Below are 18303 nucleotides of genomic sequence, written 5' to 3'. Positions count from 1 at the left end.
GCTCGATATCGGTGTGCATCAAATTGGGAATGAAGGCCTGAATGCTGTTGAGTTTAAAACGGGTCGGGGAGGAAGCTATATTCCGCATCAGGCTGTACCTGTTGGCGATCTTGCATCCAAACCATCAACGGACCCAACGAGGAACGGATATAAATTCGGAGGCTGGTATACAGACGAAAGCTATACGACAGCGTGGAACTTTGATACCCACGTGGTCACCGACAATACGGTTCTTTATGCAAAGTGGACTTCGTCTACGGATGAGTCTTCTGCCGGGAAGTTGGCAGCGATAAAGAAGCTCTCGAAATAGGGTTGCCGTCGGTGGGGACTGACCCCATAACGTGAGACAAATCAAAACACCTTCAAGAGAATCGAACCATGTCGTAAGATATGGAGATAATCTTGGAGGTGTTTTTGCGTTGGCAACTAGAGTGAGCTACCCCTTGTTCAATTCCATGCGCTTCTTGTTGTTGTTTGCTCTTAGCCAAAACGATGAAGCGATTTTGTAACAAAGGTATTGACATCATATAACTACAACTGTAGTATATAAGAAATAGACTACAGTTGTAGTTTTGATAACAATCATATGGGAGGAACTATACAAAATGAACGTAATATCAAAAGTATCCATGCAGCATTAAGGATTTTTGCATGTAACAATATGTTGACATTACCAAACTACAAATGTAGGATGGATTTATAACTACATACGTAGTCTTATAAATTGACCTTGGAGGTTACATGTATGAACCAAATACCAGCGGTTACGGATGCAGAGCTGGAAATTATGCGCGTGTTATGGGTAAATCCGGATTGCCCTTCCAGCGAAGTCGTAAAGCAGATGGCAGAGAAAATGGGCTGGAGCCCGAACACAACGCGGACACTCCTGAATCGATTGGTGCAGAAGGAAGCAGCGGGGGCAAAGCTGGAAAAGGGTTCGAAGCGTACCCAGCTATTTTACCCCATCATCAGCGAGCAGGAATATCTACGGTCTGAAACCACATCTTTTGTGAAAAAGCTGTATGGCGGTGCATTAAAGCCAATGTTAGCCAATTTTTTAGAGGATAAAAAGCTGAATGCGCAGGAAATCGAGGATCTGAAGGCTTTATTTGACGAAAACTGCATAGACGGCGGGCCGGAAAAGAGAGATAGCTGATGGGTCCAACATTACATGCAAGCTTGTTATCGTTTTTTGGCTGGGTGATCCGCGGATCATTTATGGCCGGCATCCTGGTCCTACTTGTCCTGATCCTGCAGTTTCTATTAAAAAACAAGCTAGATGGAAATATTTGATTTGGCTGCCTGTGGCGATTCGTCTGCTGCTTCCTTGGGCGCCGGAATCTTCGCTTAGCCTGTACAATGTTTTGTCTCTGGAAGCCATAGCGCCCGGAATTCATCAGAAGACCCAAGATCCTTCGGTTTGGAGGGAAGCGGGGAGAGCAAGCGAGGCGGCGGTTCATGGTGAGCGCTATTTAAAACCGGAAACAAGCGAAATTTCGGGAATACCTGCTCTATCCCATGAATCGGGAACCGTGCAGGAGCGCGGCTTCTGGTGGAATAAGATCAAGCAACTGGGTTTTACCAATGGGCTGATGCTGGTATGGCTTGCGGGGGTATTGTTTCTTGCTGCGAAAACGGTATACGACCAGCTTCGATTAAAGCGGGCCCTGCGTGCAGGTCGATCCATCGAAACGCCATTTTTATCGGCAGCGTTTCAAGAGACGAAGCAGCTATTGGGCATAAATCGTAAAGTACGGTTTGTAGCATCGGAACGGATTCCCGGACCTGCCGTAGTCGGTTTTCGTGAACCTGCGGTCGTCATTTCGCCAAGACTGCTCGTCACGTTGCGGAAGAAGCAGCTTCAATATATTCTGGCGCATGAGTTCGCACATATTCAGCGGCGGGATGTGGCAGTGAATTGGGTGATACACATCATCCTTATTCTCCACTGGTTTAATCCATTGATATGGCTTGCCGCACATAAAGCAAGACAGGCCCAGGAGATGGCCTGCGATGCATGCGTGTTGGACCGGATGGGCCCGCAGCAAAATAGTGCATACGGACAAACCATTATTCATGTGCTGGAGCATTTTTCAGGCAGCCATCATAAGCCGGGGCTTGCCGGCTTGTCCGCGACACATAAAGAAATGAAAAGGAGACTTATAATGATTAAACAATTCAACAAAAAATCCTATCGTCTGTCTATTTTGGGGTTGGGAATGATTCTCGCGCTTGGCAGCGTGACGTTGGTGAACGCTAAGGAAAGCAACGCCGCGAGCATACCGCAAAAGGCTTCCGTGCAAGCAGAGCAGGATTCAAAAGCTGCTGAGGCTACGCAAGATCAGCAGCAACCAGAGAAGAAGAAGATTCAGCTCGACCAAACGGTAGCCGCAAAGCTGCAAAAAGTGTTAAAGCAAGTAGCAGGGAAAGAGGTCAAGTTACAGGATGTTGGCGAGTTCAGTTATGATGCCGTCAACACGGAGTTTGTGGAAGTTGAATCGGTAGACGGAAAATTTGGAATCTTATTTGATACTAAAGACGTTAAGTATATAACTGTTAGTGAGAAGCTCCCACTCCATAATATCAGTAAAAAGGATCAGGATAAGGCCCTTCAAGAGCTGAAAAAGCTGTATCCAAACATAACCTACGCATTTGACAAAGAAGTGATCATTTATCGACACTATGATGACAAGAATGCTAAATTAAGCGATCTTGTAACGTATGCGTTGACTGGAAAGAACTTTACCGTTCAACTAAGTAACGACTTTTCGCAAAACAAAACTGATTTACGTGTAAGCCAGATAGTCATGGAATTTGACGACGCGAACGAAATTGAACCGAAAGTGCCAAAAACGGCGGAAGAAGCGATGAAAACGGTCTTGAATCAAGATGCTAATTTCAAAGGGGCTATACTTAGTGAAGTGAAGTGGGATAACCAATCTAAAAATTACCGCTTCAAGTACCACACGACCAAAAATGGCGCCATGGTAGAAGAAACGGTAATAAGACCTACATTGGATGCCAAATAAAACGTGCTGTCCTTGACGTCTGGGCTTAAAGCGGCAAACGGGGGGTGGAATTAGACGTTATAGATAACCAAAATGCGGAACGAAATGGTCAGCGCTCACGTACTTTGTCGGTGCAAAAAATCACCGTCATTGTCGTGAGCGCTTGTGTGTCAGGCACGTCAACAGCCCGAGAAGTCTAACGCCAATCGAGGGGGGAGCGAAAAACGGCGGTTATCCCACCGTTCCCCGTTACCGGTCCATGTCCGCCATGACGCAGTCAATTTGCGCTTCTTCAAGCGGTTGGCAGCAACCCCGAACGGACCAGCGGCTATAATCCTATGGCGGCTCACTACACGCGATGGCAATGAGTGTGAGCATCGAACCGCATATATTGCGAAAATTATGAAAAGGTTCAACTTGACACATTAGTGATTTCGAGGATATTATAGATACAATAAGTCTTTGAATGGGGTGTTACCATGAGATTTACAAAAGCAACCAATTATGCTTTGCACACTATGCTCGCGCTCCTTGACGCTTCTCCGATTAAGCCGATAGGTGTTCAGCAGTTAGCAGAATTACAAGGTGTTTCACCAACCTATTTATCCAAAATTTTAACAAGGCTCGTGAAAGCAGGGATGATCGAGTCTGTTTCCGGAGTCAACGGAGGATATCGCTTATCTCGCAAGAAAGACGATATTACATTTTTGGATATTATCCACGCTATTGAGGGCACTGCATCCTTATTTGAATGTGATTTTGTCCACGGCGACGAATGCTCGATTCAAGCTGTAATGAAGGAAGCAGAAGAGAAAATGGAAAGCCATCTTAAAAACACGAAGTTGACGGATCTGGTCCAAAAGCAAACGCAGGTTTAAGGTTGAGCCATTTTATATTGAAAGGAGGGGAGGAGTTTGATATACATCAAAATATTTTTTGTTCAATAATAGATATAAAGAGTCTTTAAAGTCTATATAAAGGAGTTGAGCGTCATGATTTACGAATGCGCCATTATTGGTGGAGGACCGGCCGGGTTGAATGCAGCCCTCATCCTTGGAAGGGCAAGAAGAAGCGTGGCTATCATTGACAACAATCGACCCAGAAATGCTGTTACACATGCGTCTCACGGATTTATTACGAGAGACGGCGTAACGCCGGCCGAGTTCCGCAGAATTGCTCTTGAGGAGGTTAAAAGTTATCCGTTAGTCGATCATCTTCAAAACGAAGTTGTTTCCGTTGACACTACCCAATTCGGATTTGAGTTAGTTGATTCTGCTGGCCTTCACCTTCAAGCGCGAAAACTGATCTTGGCAACAGGCGTAAAGGAGATATATCCAGATATTGAAGGCTTTTATCCGCTTTACGGGAAAAGCTTGTTCAATTGTCCCTATTGCGACGGCTGGGAGCTTCAAGATCAACCGCTTGTTGTTGTTTCCGAATATCCAAACCTATTTCATACGGCTAAACTGCTTCTCAATTGGAGCGAGAATTTGGTTGTCTGTACGAACGGCAAGGCGTCTCTGTCAGATGAGCACAAAAAGCAGCTTCAATCAAAGGATATTGTGGTAATGGAGCTACCTATTGCAGCTTTCATTGGCCAGAATGGGCAGCTTGAACATGTTCGCTTTGCAGACGGAACTCAAATTCCGAGGGCTGGCGGCTTCGTGACTCCTAAATTTGTGCAAAGCGTTCCGTTCGCAGAACGATTAGGCTGTGGAGTGACGGCCTCGGGCGGGATTAAAACGGACGGAAAGGGGAGGTCCGCAATACCTGGTTTATATATCGCTGGAGATACTTCGTACGTGGCTCCTTCCCAAGTGGTTTTTGCTGCAGCGGACGGTAGCCAAACTGCTATGAGCGTAAATATGGATTTGACGGAGGAAGATTTTACAAATCGTGGGAGTTCACCTGAGGGTTAATTACGGATATAAAAAATCTTTAATATCTCAAAAAAGTTGGATTGGGGATGTACGTACCAAAGCTTTTCGATTTCAGATGTGTTGTTTAAGTTTAAGGAGGTGATGATATCCAGTCGATTCATCATTGGTAGTGGAAAATGTGTGAAAAATTATGAAATGGAGGAAGATACACATGACTATTTGTCACTCTACGGATACAACCTTTGAAAGTGATTTGAAAAATGAAGGTTTTACATTAGTTAATTTTTGGGCGCCTTGGTGCGGACCTTGCCGCGCTTTTGCACCTATACTCGAGAGGTTCGATCAGGAGTATAGCAAAGTAGTGAGGGTGCTAAAAATCAATGTAGACGAACAACCAAATACTGCCGCTCATTATGGAATTTTGAGCCTTCCAACTACGATTCTTCTTAAAAATGGTGAGCCGATCGATAAAATTGTTGGGGCTGTTCATATTGATACATTAAAACAGTTCATACCAGATAAAAATAATTAAACAACGTAAAACTCCCAACGAAAGCCGCCGGCCCAATCGGCGGCTTTCGTTAAGTTGAGTTGTTAAATTTTAAGAGGAGATAAAATGAATGAAGAAGTTAGATAAAACAGCACAACCTAATTCTTTCATTATATTGATATTGTTTTTTGCGGGATTGGTAATTATGTCAAGCTTCTATGTCACAATTCCCTTAATCCCCGTACTTTCAAGAGAATTTTCGGTATCAGAAGGGCAAGCAGTATGGGCGAGTAGTTTGTTTACGTTATGTTTCGCTGTTGGATGCTTACTGTTTGGACCATTATCTGATCGTTTTGGCCGAAAAAAAATCATGCTTTGGGGATTAGCTGCGTTAACGATTGTTACTATCTTTCTAGGGTTTCAAAGCAGTTTATCCTCAGTTATTATGTTCAGAGGAATACAAGGCTTGACTGCAGCTACTTTTTCTCCCGTAGTGCTTCCCTATGTGATGGAATTGTTCCCACAAAATAAAAGGGTATTTGCAGTTAGTTGCATGAGTGCAAGTTTTCTGATGGCTGGAATTATCGGGCAAGTGTACAGTAGCTTCATCACTTCTCATCTAGGTTGGCAGTATGTGTTCATCATTTTGGCAGCGATTTATTTTTTATTAACACTACTAATGTTATTCTTTATACCAAACCTCCCGCCGAACGGCACTAGTGTTGCGAATGCATTTAATCAAATGAGAAAGACACTGGCACAAAGGTCACTATGGTTTGCTTATGTAATCGCATTAGTCATGCTGCTTTCCTTTGTGGGCATGTACACTGCATTGGGGGAATTTTTAAGCAGTTCTCTTTTCGGGTTCACGAATCAACAGATTTTATATGTGCGTTCAGTAGGGATTTTAGGGATGCTAATGTCTCTTTTTTCCAGCGGTCTGATTAAGCGATATAGCGTGATACCGATACTTAGAAGCGCAATCATCCTATCTGCTATCGGATTGATCCTCTTAGGATTTGGTGCAAATATGGTGTTTATTATTGTCATGAGCGTCGTATTTGTATCCGGCATTGCAATCGCCATCCCTTCATTGGTTTCACTGGTCGGTGAACTAGGCGGAGCCTCAAGAGGTGCGGCGATTTCTATTTATTCGGTTGTAGTGAATTCAGGTGCTACCATTGGACCAATCCTAGTCATTCAGCTCCTCCGAACGGGTAATTATATCCTCGCTTTCTCAATCTTGGCATGCTTCTTACTGTTGGGATTCCTATCTACATTTTTTGTTAAACGTGTATCACCAGTGGTTGAAAAATCTATAGCACCATTTTGAATGCACTTTAAAGAGTCCGTTATAGAAGCTATCGTGAGCTGAATCCGGATATTTGTTATTGGGGGGTGATACTATGCTAAGCGAGCACAATAATCTAGAAGAATATCGAGACCCCGTAAATTATGATCTAGAATTTGGTGGTGAGATTAAAATATAATTTTTATCTTGAACTTGCTAATTCGAACCCAGGAGAAGTTCTAGAGCTTGCATGTGGTACAGGATTAACAACAATACCTTTATCACAGTCTGGTATAAATATTACTGGTGTTGATATTTCTTCAACAATGCTTGAATATGCAAGGACTAAAGCAAAAGGTTTGTCTGCAATTTTTCTTGATGGGGATGCTCGGACATTTAAATCGGAGAAGCGTTTTTCCATGATTTATTTAACAGGAAATGCATTTCAAGCATTTCTGAGTGATGAAGATCAAAGTTGCTTGCTCAAAACAGTTTATATGCATTTAAAACCTAATGGGATATTTGCCTTTGAAACACGTAACCCTATGGGAACTGACTTATCAAGCCAAGAAGAAACAACTTGGGGGCAATTTATAGATAAGGATGGATTTCACGTGAAGGTATCTGGAACGCAATCTTATGATGAAAGAAATCATATCATGCACTGGGTTACTTTCCGTGATTGGGGATATAAGAAATCTACTTCCCAAATTGCATGTCGTTTTACTGATAATAATACTCTTAAGTCTATGTTAACAAGCCACGGATTCTGTATTGAGAGCCAATATTCAGACTAGGATAAGACTCCGTTTTCTACTTTATCCTCATCCATTATTACCGTTTGTAGGAAGGGGGAACAAAAATGAATATTATTGTCGTAGAATATAATCTAAATTAGAAAAGCAAGTATTGTTGCATCCACTGTGTCGCTTATGTTGTCGTCTTCGTTAACTTTATCAGCATCTTCCCCTTCTTCAGACAAAAAAAACACAAGAGGATACAAATTCGACGCCGATTGTTCAAACTTCTGAATAAAGTCACTCTTCTTCTAATTCAACAAAAAATGAAAATCAATAGCCAAAAGGTACTGTGAATAGTACATACAATCCAACAACAGATGCTGCGATTAAACAATTATTTAATAAAATATCGCTAGATCAACCCGGTTATGCTTATATTGCGAGCTTCGACGATGGCGTAACTTATAAAGGGGCCGTTGGTTTGGATTCGATAGAGAAAAAACTTCCGATAACGACAAAAACAATTTTTAATATTGCTTCAGTCTCTAAACAATTCACAGTATTTGCAATTTTACTGCTAGAGCAAGAAGGTAAATTGAGTCTAGATGATTCAATTTTGAAGTATGTACCTTCTCTTGGATCACATGTTCAACCTGTGACAATAAGACATCTTGTTCATCACACAGGCGGATTAGTTGATTATATGTATTTAGCTAGAGCAATGGGTGTTAACGAGACTGAAAAATTAACCGCGAAAGAATCGCTAGAATACCTTCAAAACTATAAAAAAAAAATTCCCAGTGGGAACAAAATTTGACTACAGCAATACAGGATACTTTTTATTATCTTTAATAGTTGAAAAAGCGAGCGGAAAAAGCCTTTTAGCAAAAGATTTGATAGTTATTACTTGGAACATTCAGGACAATGGGCTGGATTCACTTCACACTTTATGCGTTTTCCGGAAGAACGTTTGACTATTGCGGTACTAAGTAATTATGGGGATGGTGATTTTACTAAAAGATATGCAAATAAAATGACAAAGTAGTCGTATGACAATCGACGTAAGAATATCCGCTACTATCGAAATTTAAAACAATTTAAAATGCCCAGCGTAAAACGAGTCCACCTTCTTTTTCATACTAATATGTCGTGCTACAACCTTGTTATTTGAACATTGACTTGGGTTAGGTTAACTAAATAACGCAGTAAAATACATCAGGAGGGATTTATTATGAAGAAAAAGCTGTCTTGGTTGCTATCCACTACCCTTGCGTTGACTCTGATTGCAGTAAGTGGAGCCACCCCTGCGGTTGCGGCTAGCCAAACATTGAAAACAACCGCTGCCGAGAAGGCGTCGCTTCTGCTCAAATCTCACGAGACAAATAGCGTTCAATATGCGCTGATTGACAATGGGAAAATTACGTTGTCTGGTCAGATAGTCAAGGACGGTACCGAAGGGAAGCAGCCGCTGACTAAGGATACGTTATACGGAATCGGCTCGGTAAGCAAAGTAGTTGCAGCCGCAGCGGTCATGAAGTTAGTGGACCAAGGAAAGATCGATCTGGATACTCCCGTCATCCAGTATATACCCGACTTCAAGATGAAGGATGAGAGGTATAAGCTCATTACGCCGCGCATGCTATTGAATCACGCTTCTGGTCTGCGAGGCACTGGCTCTACGAATTCAAGTTTGTTCGAAGATAATGACACCTTTTACCATGATACTTTTTTACAGACATTGTCTGAGCAGACTCTGAAGGCAGACCCTGGAGCATACTCCGTATACTCCAATAGCGGCTTTACGCTTGCCGAGATTCTAGTAGAAAGAGTCAGTGGCATGAGCTTCACATCATTTTTGCATCAACATTTTACAGGACCATTGCAGATGAATCATACGAAGACATCCCAGGATGCACTGGAAGATTACCAGTTAGCTGCGGCCTATTCCCCGCTGTACAAAGGACAGCTGCCCAATGTACTAGATAATACGATCGGCGAAGGAGGAATACTCTCTACAGCAGAAGATATGGTCCGTTTTTCGCAAATATTTATGGGACAAGCAAGTGATGTCCTGTCTGATAGGTCAGTACGGGCGATGGAGCAGAACGAGTACAAGAGAGGTCTCTGGCCAGAAGAAAAGGATGATACCGAAAATTATTATGGGCTCGGCTGGGATAGCGTGAAGCCATACCCATTCACTGATTACGGAATAAAGGGGTTGTCCAAAGGCGGGGACATAGCTACGTATCACGCTTCTCTCGTCGTGCTTCCTGAGAAAAAGATGGCAGCGGCTGTGTTAACATCCGAGGGGTCTAGTTCCAATAATCAATTACTAGCCCACCAATTGTTGCTACACGCGCTCAAGGAAAAGGGAGAGATCAAGGACATCAAGCCGGACAAGTCATTTGGCGAACACGTCAAGGCCAAGATGCCTAAAGATGTCGTGAAACAAGCAGGTTATTACGCTCGTAATCTAAGTCAATTCCGGATAGACATCACCGAAGACGGGGAACTGTCCATGACATCCGATCCGGAAGAGAAGTACGTGTATACTTCAGATGGTACTTTTGTTAACAAGGACGGAACTACCAAACTTAGCTTCGTTAGCGAAAAGAATGGACGCACGTATTTGTGGAAAAGAGACTATAAAACACTACCAGGGCTGGGACAAAGAGCAGTGTCGGAATATACAGCTGAGAAACTGAAAGAAAACGTACTGCCAAAGGAAACCACCGATGCTTGGGCACAACGGGAAGGCGTTACGTATTACCTCGTGAACGAGAAATACAGCTCCGATACGTATTTCTTTAGCCATCCGACCATACAAATTAGTGTTTCTAATGGTTTGCCAGGTTATTGGGAGGACAGCAAGATTACAGGTCCGAACACAGCAACAAGTGAGATCCAAATTCCGGGAGTAGACGGCCGGGATACGACTGAAGTCCTCTTCTATAAAAAAGACGGCGTCGAATATATGAAGATAAACGCTTACTCCTTTGTGAGTGAAGCGAAAGTAAAAGGAATCTATGCAGGAAATCAGTCCACAACGACGATATCAACGAATGGAGACGCTAATTGGTTTACTATTCCAGAAACAGTGGCAGGCAAGACGATGACAGTCGGACTGCCAACAAAGGGCGCTTTCGTAGTATATGATGAGAACGGGGTATGCATTAACCATAGCCTTGTGAGTAAAAGCAACAAAGTAACGCTGCCTAAAAACGGATCGATCGTATTTATCGGCACGCCGGGCTCGGAATTTAAAATCGCAATGAAATAATTCGTATCTATAAATGAGGAGCTCCCGAAGTTCAAAGTGGAGGTTAAGGGGGGTACATACATTGCGCTTGAAATCTGTTTATTGATGAATTAACTCATGCTATTAATAGTTAATAGAAGGGATGGCAAAAAAGGAGTCTTGTCATTTTCAATTTTCGTTAGCAAAGGCTTGAATCTGCCCCAACAGGAGTATGTATTATTTTAATTTAGCAAATGGATAAACTAGCATCATGTGGAGGTCATAGAATTATGAGGTTTTTTGAAATGTTGTTGATTGTTTTCAATATTTTTCTATTTGGTTGGTTCATATTCGCTAAGAACAAATCGCAGCGTCAGTTGCTTATTGGTTTTGGTATTTCCGCCATCATTACATTGCTGCATGGGGTTATTGAAGGCATGCGTTGGCAAATGATTCCTGCCTATACGATGACAGTAGTCCCACTAGTAATTCTAGCCAGCAGATTGAAATCCAAGCCTGAGAAGAGAGTAGCCAACAAAGCATCCTCTGTAAAGAGGATTACGCTAACAGCGCTAGCTGTGATTTATTCATCCGTAGCAGTGGCTCTGCCACTTATACTTCCAGTATTCACCTTTGAGAAGCCGACAGGCTCGTACAAAATTGGTACAGTAACCTATGATTGGCGGGATAATCAACGGGAAGAAACTCTGACACCGGAATCTGGCGACAAGCGAGAGTTAATGGTACAAATCTGGTATCCTGCTGATGCTACAGCTGAAGGTGAAGGGGTTAAGTACCATTCTAATGCGGATGTATTTGCCAAGGCATACGGTAGCATGATGAATCTACCTAAATTTTTATTTACAACTTTTGGATATGTTAAAACACATGCCATTGAGAATGCGAGGATATCCAATCAGGAATCTACTTATTCTGTACTTATTTTCTCACATGGTTTCAGTGGGCACAAAAATCAGAACACTTTCCAAATCCAACAGTTAGTTAGTCATGGATATATTGTCGTAGGTATAGATCACACCTATAACAGTATGGTTTCTGTTTTTCCAGATGGGCGAGTAGCTAATCTTATATCGGATGACTCGGATTCAGTTGCTCAATTAAACCAAACTAATGAAATATGGGTGGAAGATGCTAAATTTGTACTGGATCAAGTAGAAAAGTTGGCCAAAGCTGATCCAGATCATCGTTTTACAGGCCGCATGGATATGCAAAATATAGGTATGTTTGGTCATTCATTCGGTGGGGCAGCAACGACTCAAATGGTAATGGCGGATTCTAGAATTAAAGCAGCTATCAATATGGATGGTGTTCCGTATGGTAAACGTTCAATTTCCGTAGGCGGATTGAAGAAACCATTCATGATGATGACTGCTGATGAGGGCACGGATAATTCGGATTTCGGCGGATTTATAGAGACGATCATGACAAAGAATAACGATGCTGCACATAATAAAAATTATTGGATGAAATTTAAAAATATGATGCATTACGGTTTTTCTGATTCTTATTTGTTTTCACCGTTATATGAAAAAATGGAAGGAGTCGATATAAGAGAGGCTCATCGACTTATTAACGATTACTCACTGGACTTCTTCAATCACTATTTAAAACAACAGCCATTTAAGTTATTAGAGCAAAACATTGGTGATCACCCGAAATTTACTTTACAAACAAATTAATGTTCTTATAGCATACTTTTTGTTGTATACGATTATGGATAAGTCCGGTTTTAGGATTGGTAGGGCTGGCGGAGAAGCTTATTGGTGCATACGATTACGACAACCTTGCAGGGTTTGCCTTTTTACTTTTTCTCTTATATCGATATGAGGTGATTTATATGAATAATACACACAATCAAACAACAGATGCAGCGATTAAACAATTATTTAACAAGTTCTCACCAAATGAACCAGGTTGTACTTATATTGCGAGTTTCGATGATGGCGTAACTTATAAAGGAGCAGCTGGTTTAGAATCGATAGAAAAAAAACTACCAAATAACAACAAAAACAATTTTTAATCTCGCATCACTCTCTAAACAGTTTACATCATTTACCATCTTGTTATTAGAACAAGATGGTAAACTGAGTCTAGACGATTCAATATTAAAGTATATACCTACCCTAGGTGCATATGCTAAACCTGTGACTCTAAGACATCTAATTCATCACACTGGTGGATTAGTAGATTATATGGATTTAGCTGAAGAAGAGAGGATTTCAGATACGGATAAATTAACTGCTGAAAATCACTAGAACATCTTGAAAATCATCAAATTGTTTCCAGTCGGAACAAAACTTAGGTATAGTAATACAGTGTATTTTTTTATTATCTTTAGTAGTTGAAAAAGCTAGTGAAAAACGTCTTCGTGAGTTTTCGAAGGAGCGTATTTTTGAACCTTTAAACATGAACGACATAGCAAGCGTGGATTGCTATCCTACCCATTATCCAGTTGCTCGTGGCTACTTGAAGAATGAGCAAGGGGCATATGAAATATTGGAAAGCCCTTGGGAACATACTGGAGATGGAGCAGTTCATACAAATGTTGAGGACTTATTAAAATAGGGACAAAACTTTACTACAGGTACTGTTGGTGGGAAAGAACTTGTTAAAAGAATGGGAGAGTAGGACCAAAAACTTCTCCAACTGGTGAGATAATTATTGAATATGAAGATTATGCTTTTGGCTTGTCTATTGGCGAAGATTTTGATAGTCATTACTTAGAACATTCTGGACTCTGGGCTGGCTACAGTTCACACTTTATGCGCTTCCTAGAAGAACGTTTGACTATTGCTGTATTAAGTAATTATGAGAATGTTTGTGATCTAACTGTAGCTGATAATCAGCATGAATATGTAGTCACTCGTTGAGTCAAAATTCAACCCCTCCTATCAAACACGCGCAATTTGTTTAGACGGCAAGCCTGTCGGATTTTTCATGTGGGTGCCTGAAACAAAACGGAGAATATCAATTTGGCGATTTATGGTTGATCAGAACTATCAATATAAGGGCATCGGGCGCAAAGCTCTGCTGCTAGCCCTTGATGAAATTAAGCAGACAGGTGGATTAGAATAGATCGAGATGTGTTACAACCCAAATAATCCTGTAGCGAAAGACTTATACACCAGCTTTGGTTTCGTTGAAGTCGGTATGGATAAAGAAAATAAAGATATGTTAGCGATTATTAAAATATAAATATAAACCCAATGTAGTTATGTTCAACATAACGTTTGATGGTCCTTAACTTAAGGATGGGAGAGATATGATTAAGTAGTTAAAATTTTGATAGAGATATTTACCTAGAACTAGATGAAATGAAACTATATAGAATTTTAATTTAGGGGGAGTAAGAAATATGCCTTTATTTTCACAAACGATAAATGACTTTTGGCGTGCGCAATTTTTTAACGGAGACGTCCTCTATAGCGATGAAGTCTTTACTGTCGCCATCAACCCTGACCTAAGCGAAGACCGTCGAGTCATGGTGCTGGAAACCTCCGACGGCCGGGTTATGGCGGTCGTGACGCCTGCGCTGGCCGATAAGTTAGGCCTTTATCAACGACAAGACCTGTCTGAACCGACCTTTCGCCGGAAATTGAATGAAGCGGGAGTCACTCTGCATGGCGCAGATTATCTTTTTTATTTTTCAGAAGCCGATAAGAACGTATTGCTGCAAGAAAACCTGGAAGGTGTCTTGTGCCGGTTAACAGAGCAAGATGATGCGGTTTTCTCCGAGTTCCAGTCCTCCGCCTCGGAACAAGACTTGGATGACGCTTATGTGGAATTGGATCACTGGGCGGTGTTCGGCTCTTTTGAGCAAAACCGCCTGGTCAGCGCCGCCAGCATGTATCCCTGGGAGAATGCGCAAATTGCGGATCTCGGCGTACTGACTCTGACGCCCTTTAGAGGAAAAGGTCACGCCCGCAAAGTGGTGCGTTCAATCAGCAAGTACGCCTGTGATCAGGGATACGAACCCCAGTACCGATGCCAGCTCGATAACCTGGCGTCTGTGTCGCTGGCAAAAGCGGCGGGTCTAACGCTGTTTGGAAAATGGGATGTGATTTCTCCCGACTCCACTGACTGAGAGTCCGACTCAAAATTAAATTATCATACTTTGCTGGCCGAACCGGCGCTGCTGCAGCCAGGGTGTAATGTATACATTTTTGCGCCTGGTCAGCTCGCCGCGATCGGTAATATGTATACAAGGGGGAGAACATGTCTCGAACACCTATACAAGTTCCAATTGAGTTAAAAGAGGAACTAGAGTAATTAAAACGAGAGTTGTACAGTAGCAGGTAGTAGCGACTCTTCCTACTGGATTTATCGCTATGAAGGAGCACTGAACGAGATCGACAACGCCGTTGTTTTGCTCTGTTGGCCGGAACACGATTTTGGCGAACCCAAGGCTTTACGCGCGTTTCTATGCACCGATGTCTCTTTGGATACGGAGACGATTCCCAACTATTACGCCAAACGTTGGCCAATCGAGATCTTTTTCCGTCAGTCCAAGAGCAACCTTGGTTTTGACAGTTATCAAGTTCGTTCCTCCACCGCCGCGATTACCAGATTGTGGGCTCTACTTGCTTTTACTCATTTATATTACACGACAGGATTAGATCAGCCTCATCCGTTTGGTGATAGCTTGCGTGCTGTACATAAAGAGATTCAACAAGACCGGCTTCGACTCGTTTATGAATGCGGGCAGAAAGGAATCCCTTTTCATCTCATCTGCGAGCGTTTTAAACTTGCTTAATTTGATAGTGGAAATTATTTCATCCATTTTTGCTCATTTATAGCTTGAAAATTCTAACAAGGCTCGTGAAAGCAGGGATGATCGAATCTGTTTCTGAAGTCAAGGGAGGATATCGCTTATCCTGCTAATCATAGATAAAATAAGTCTTTAATATCTTTATAAAGGGAGTGAATGTCATAATTTACGATTGCACCATTATTGGCGAAGGACCGGCTGGATTGAATGCTGCCGTCACACTTGGAAGAGCAAAGTATAATAGACAATAATCGACTCAGTTCCAATAGATGAAGAACGGTACAAGGGCGTTGAACTCCCTCAATATGATTTAGTTTTCTCATTCAGGCTCATGAATTCGCAGGATTTCACCTTTAGCTAAGTGTCAGATAAGAAGGAAACAGAGGAGTCGGTAGTTTTGGAACACCTGAAAGGGTATGCGAATTTACTCAGAAATATCAATCCTATTGTGAGGATTGGAGAATTTGTGTGAACGGAAGCGTCAGCCCTTTCTCTTGGAGATGTTCTAACTTGAAACGGAAGGACTTTATCCTTATAATATCCGAACATTAGAGGAAGCACAAAGGAGAATTGAGACATATATTCAAATTATAATTATCTTAAGAGACCACAAAGGAAATTAAAGAAGCTGACGCCGGTTGAGTACCGACACCAGCTTGCAGCTTAGGGTCTTTTTTCAGTGTCCACTAAATGGGGTCTTGACCATCATCAGAATGGCTTCTTTTATTTATCATAATAGCAGGTCTATCGCATCCAGCACAGCTTCGGCATTATTCGAACCGATCTGATATTTTGCCGTCCTCTTCACGAGTTCACTCGCATTTTCCATCGCATAGCTATAATGTACATGCCTTAGCATTTCGACATCATTGCCACTATCTCCAAAAGCCGCCGTCTTATCGTCCGCAATCTGCCATCTTTGCTGAAGAAGCTGAATTCCATGCGCCTTGTGAATGCCCGTCACAATAATATCCACATCCCCATGACCGCACGATACGGCCGTAACTTCCTCACCTAACTCAAGGTTCAAGTTCACAAGTGCTTGATCCAGATCTTCAAGTGGAAAACGAATGGAAAATTTAAACAATTGATCCTTAATAGACGTTAGATTCTCTACTCTCTTTAATCGATGGTAGTATTGTTTCGAATAGTTATAATAGTCATCTGATTCATCATGCCGCATGTAAGCACCTTGTTTGCCGCATAATGCAATGTTCGAGGAAGGATAGTGTTTCAGAAGCTCCAGCGTCTTCGCAATCGCCTCATCAGACATTCGACCTGTGAACACTTCCTCTTTCCCGTCTATAATATAAGCGCCATTCTCCGCAACAAAAGCAATTTCATGCTCAATTTCAGGAAAAAACGACCGCAGCTGGTAATATTGATTCCCGCTAGCCACAACAAACCGAATGCCTTTTCTTTTCATCTGCGCATACTGATCCAGAAAGCGATCTCGATTATAGTCCTTGCGGTCATTCAGAAACGTGCCATCCATGTCTACGGCAATGATTTGTACATCCATGTTCAAGTCCTCCTCTTATTCATTAATTTAAGGTCACGTCCGCTTGATTACGGTAGAATCTGCCGATACCTAGCAGCAGTATGATCAAATAGATCGCCGCAAAGCCAGCGATATACCACAGCGCAGACACCGTGCCTGAATGGTCCATCGAATATCCAATCAGTGCAGGGAAGACCGCGCCTCCGAACCCGGCAAAAGCTGTAACCAGACTGGTCACGAGACGCGTCATGCCGGGAAACGTATGATTCGCATACACCATCGTGATCGAATACACACCAGACATCGTTAACCCCATCATGATGACCAGGATAAAGCCGACGACAGCATCCCTCCATAACGCAAACATGACGATCACCACGAGCGTGCCGAACATACTCCAGCGCAAATAACTCGCATAATTTACTTTTCGAATAATCCAACCTGTAGCAGCCCTGCCAATCACCATCGCTGTCCAGAACAAGCCAATACTCAACGAGGCGTAGTAAGGGGTAACCTCTAAATGATTCAGGAAGATGGAGGACATGAAATGATTCAGACTCCCCTCAATCCCGCTGTACATGAAAATCAAAAAGACGAATGCGAAGAGAATGTACCGCTTCATCTGCTTGGTCTTGAAGATCGGCGGCGGTGCAATGCCGGCATCCAAAGATTCCGCGCCTTCCGTTTCCTCCTTGGTAAAAGATATGAAGCACCATATGACCGCCATAATGATTCCAAGACATGCCGTCACGAGGAAGGAATACCGCCAAACCTGATTCGCAATCAATACACTAGCGATGAGCGGCATACAGAGCGCACCGATCCCGAACGAGACCTCTAGATAACTCATCACCACAGCTCGACGGCCCACGAATACTTCCATCATCAATGTCGCAACAACGCACTCGATTGCTGCTACACCGACACTATTCAAGAAATTTAATGCCACAACCCAGCCGAACGGCGGAAGTGACCATACACTGAACTGCGCAATCGCAACGACGATCGCAGAGAGCGCGAGTACGTATTTTTCCTTCATCAACACTTTCATGAGCCATGCCGAAATTGGCACGCCCACAATAAAGCCGACTGCACTCACGAATACCATCTGCCCACCAATCGTATAAGATTGCTCATAGTGAGCGAGCAATTGCGGCATCACAGAACCGATCGTTGTAATGACAAGTCCTGCTAGAAAATACAATGAATACGAAGCGATCGCAAAGGTTCTCATGCCTTAACCTCCTTCTAGAAATAGGGATCATCCTGCTGATGTTTTCATTGTAAAGAATGAAATGCGTTTCAAGTCAAGCATTCAAAACCATATTTCTAAAAAAGAAATCGGCATGTTACAATGATTCCGAAT

The 18303-nt window shown here is 42.5% G+C and carries 15 protein-coding genes and 4 pseudogenes; 17 read left to right on the top strand and 2 right to left on the bottom strand.

Annotated features, from left to right (window positions below; genetic code table 11):
• Nucleotides 1–13: 13 nt before the first annotated feature.
• The 17 genes and pseudogenes from UB51_RS08950 (at nucleotide 14) to UB51_RS29665 (ending at nucleotide 16103) form a co-directional block, all read left to right on the top strand.
• Nucleotides 14–310: an InlB B-repeat-containing protein gene (locus UB51_RS08950; protein ID WP_234405586.1), complete on the top strand. Its 297-nt coding sequence runs from the start codon at nucleotides 14–16 to the stop codon at nucleotides 308–310.
• Nucleotides 311–745: 435 nt separating this feature from the next.
• The gene (locus UB51_RS08945) at nucleotides 746–1156 is read left to right on the top strand and encodes a BlaI/MecI/CopY family transcriptional regulator (protein ID WP_044877005.1); all 411 of its coding nucleotides are present in this window, start codon (nucleotides 746–748) and stop codon (nucleotides 1154–1156) included.
• Between the two features lie 133 nt (nucleotides 1157–1289).
• Complete coding sequence (locus UB51_RS27035) at nucleotides 1290–3029, top strand: M56 family metallopeptidase (RefSeq protein ID WP_234405585.1); 1740 nt, start codon at nucleotides 1290–1292, stop codon at nucleotides 3027–3029.
• A 458-nt stretch (nucleotides 3030–3487) separates the two neighbouring features.
• On the top strand, nucleotides 3488–3886 hold the full coding sequence (locus UB51_RS08935; protein ID WP_044877004.1) for an Rrf2 family transcriptional regulator: 399 nt from the start codon (nucleotides 3488–3490) through the stop codon (nucleotides 3884–3886).
• Between the two features lie 114 nt (nucleotides 3887–4000).
• The gene (locus UB51_RS08930) at nucleotides 4001–4927 is read left to right on the top strand and encodes an NAD(P)/FAD-dependent oxidoreductase (RefSeq protein WP_044877003.1); all 927 of its coding nucleotides are present in this window, start codon (nucleotides 4001–4003) and stop codon (nucleotides 4925–4927) included.
• 172 nt (nucleotides 4928–5099) lie between these two features.
• Entirely contained in the window at nucleotides 5100–5420 is a 321-nt protein-coding gene (trxA, locus tag UB51_RS08925) for a thioredoxin (protein WP_044877002.1), read from the top strand.
• Nucleotides 5421–5508: 88 nt separating this feature from the next.
• Nucleotides 5509–6711 carry an MFS transporter gene (locus UB51_RS08920; RefSeq protein ID WP_044877001.1) on the top strand — a complete coding sequence of 401 codons (1203 nt, stop codon included), beginning with the start codon at nucleotides 5509–5511 and terminating at the stop codon, nucleotides 6709–6711.
• A 137-nt stretch (nucleotides 6712–6848) separates the two neighbouring features.
• On the top strand, nucleotides 6849–7466 hold the full coding sequence (locus UB51_RS08915) for a class I SAM-dependent DNA methyltransferase (RefSeq protein ID WP_234405584.1): 618 nt from the start codon (nucleotides 6849–6851) through the stop codon (nucleotides 7464–7466).
• A gap of 292 nt (nucleotides 7467–7758) precedes the next feature.
• Nucleotides 7759–8454: pseudogene (locus UB51_RS08910) on the top strand (serine hydrolase domain-containing protein).
• 186 nt (nucleotides 8455–8640) lie between these two features.
• Entirely contained in the window at nucleotides 8641–10689 is a 2049-nt protein-coding gene (locus UB51_RS08905; RefSeq protein WP_044877000.1) for a serine hydrolase domain-containing protein, read from the top strand.
• A gap of 248 nt (nucleotides 10690–10937) precedes the next feature.
• On the top strand, nucleotides 10938–12347 hold the full coding sequence (locus UB51_RS08900; RefSeq protein ID WP_044876999.1) for an alpha/beta hydrolase family protein: 1410 nt from the start codon (nucleotides 10938–10940) through the stop codon (nucleotides 12345–12347).
• Nucleotides 12348–12505: 158 nt separating this feature from the next.
• Nucleotides 12506–13538, top strand: a pseudogene (locus UB51_RS08895) (serine hydrolase domain-containing protein).
• Between the two features lie 34 nt (nucleotides 13539–13572).
• Nucleotides 13573–13743, top strand: coding sequence for a GNAT family N-acetyltransferase (locus tag UB51_RS29670; protein ID WP_445322373.1), 171 nt, complete (start codon nucleotides 13573–13575; stop codon nucleotides 13741–13743).
• Nucleotides 13744–14023: 280 nt separating this feature from the next.
• The gene (locus tag UB51_RS08890) at nucleotides 14024–14752 is read left to right on the top strand and encodes a GNAT family N-acetyltransferase (protein ID WP_044876998.1); all 729 of its coding nucleotides are present in this window, start codon (nucleotides 14024–14026) and stop codon (nucleotides 14750–14752) included.
• 222 nt (nucleotides 14753–14974) lie between these two features.
• Nucleotides 14975–15421 (top strand): annotated as a pseudogene (locus UB51_RS27710) (transposase); the annotation flags it as partial.
• Between the two features lie 38 nt (nucleotides 15422–15459).
• Nucleotides 15460–15543, top strand: a pseudogene (locus UB51_RS27705) (transcriptional regulator); the annotation flags it as partial.
• 470 nt (nucleotides 15544–16013) lie between these two features.
• Nucleotides 16014–16103, top strand: a complete 90-nt coding sequence (locus UB51_RS29665) for an IS3 family transposase (protein WP_445322372.1) — start codon at nucleotides 16014–16016, stop codon at nucleotides 16101–16103.
• 63 nt (nucleotides 16104–16166) lie between these two features.
• Here the strand turns inward: UB51_RS29665 and UB51_RS08885 are convergent, their stop codons facing one another.
• Complete coding sequence (locus tag UB51_RS08885) at nucleotides 16167–16958, bottom strand: Cof-type HAD-IIB family hydrolase (RefSeq protein WP_044876997.1); 792 nt, start codon at nucleotides 16956–16958, stop codon at nucleotides 16167–16169.
• A 22-nt stretch (nucleotides 16959–16980) separates the two neighbouring features.
• Nucleotides 16981–18171, bottom strand: coding sequence for an MFS transporter (locus UB51_RS08880; protein WP_044876996.1), 1191 nt, complete (start codon nucleotides 18169–18171; stop codon nucleotides 16981–16983).
• Nucleotides 18172–18303 lie beyond the last annotated feature (132 nt).

It is taken from the genome of Paenibacillus sp. IHBB 10380 (genome assembly GCF_000949425.1).
In the GTDB taxonomy this organism is placed as follows: Bacteria; Bacillota; Bacilli; order Paenibacillales; family Paenibacillaceae; genus Paenibacillus_AQ.
The sequence above is the reverse complement of the archived record's forward strand: the minus strand, read 5'-3'. Positions and strand labels throughout refer to the sequence as shown.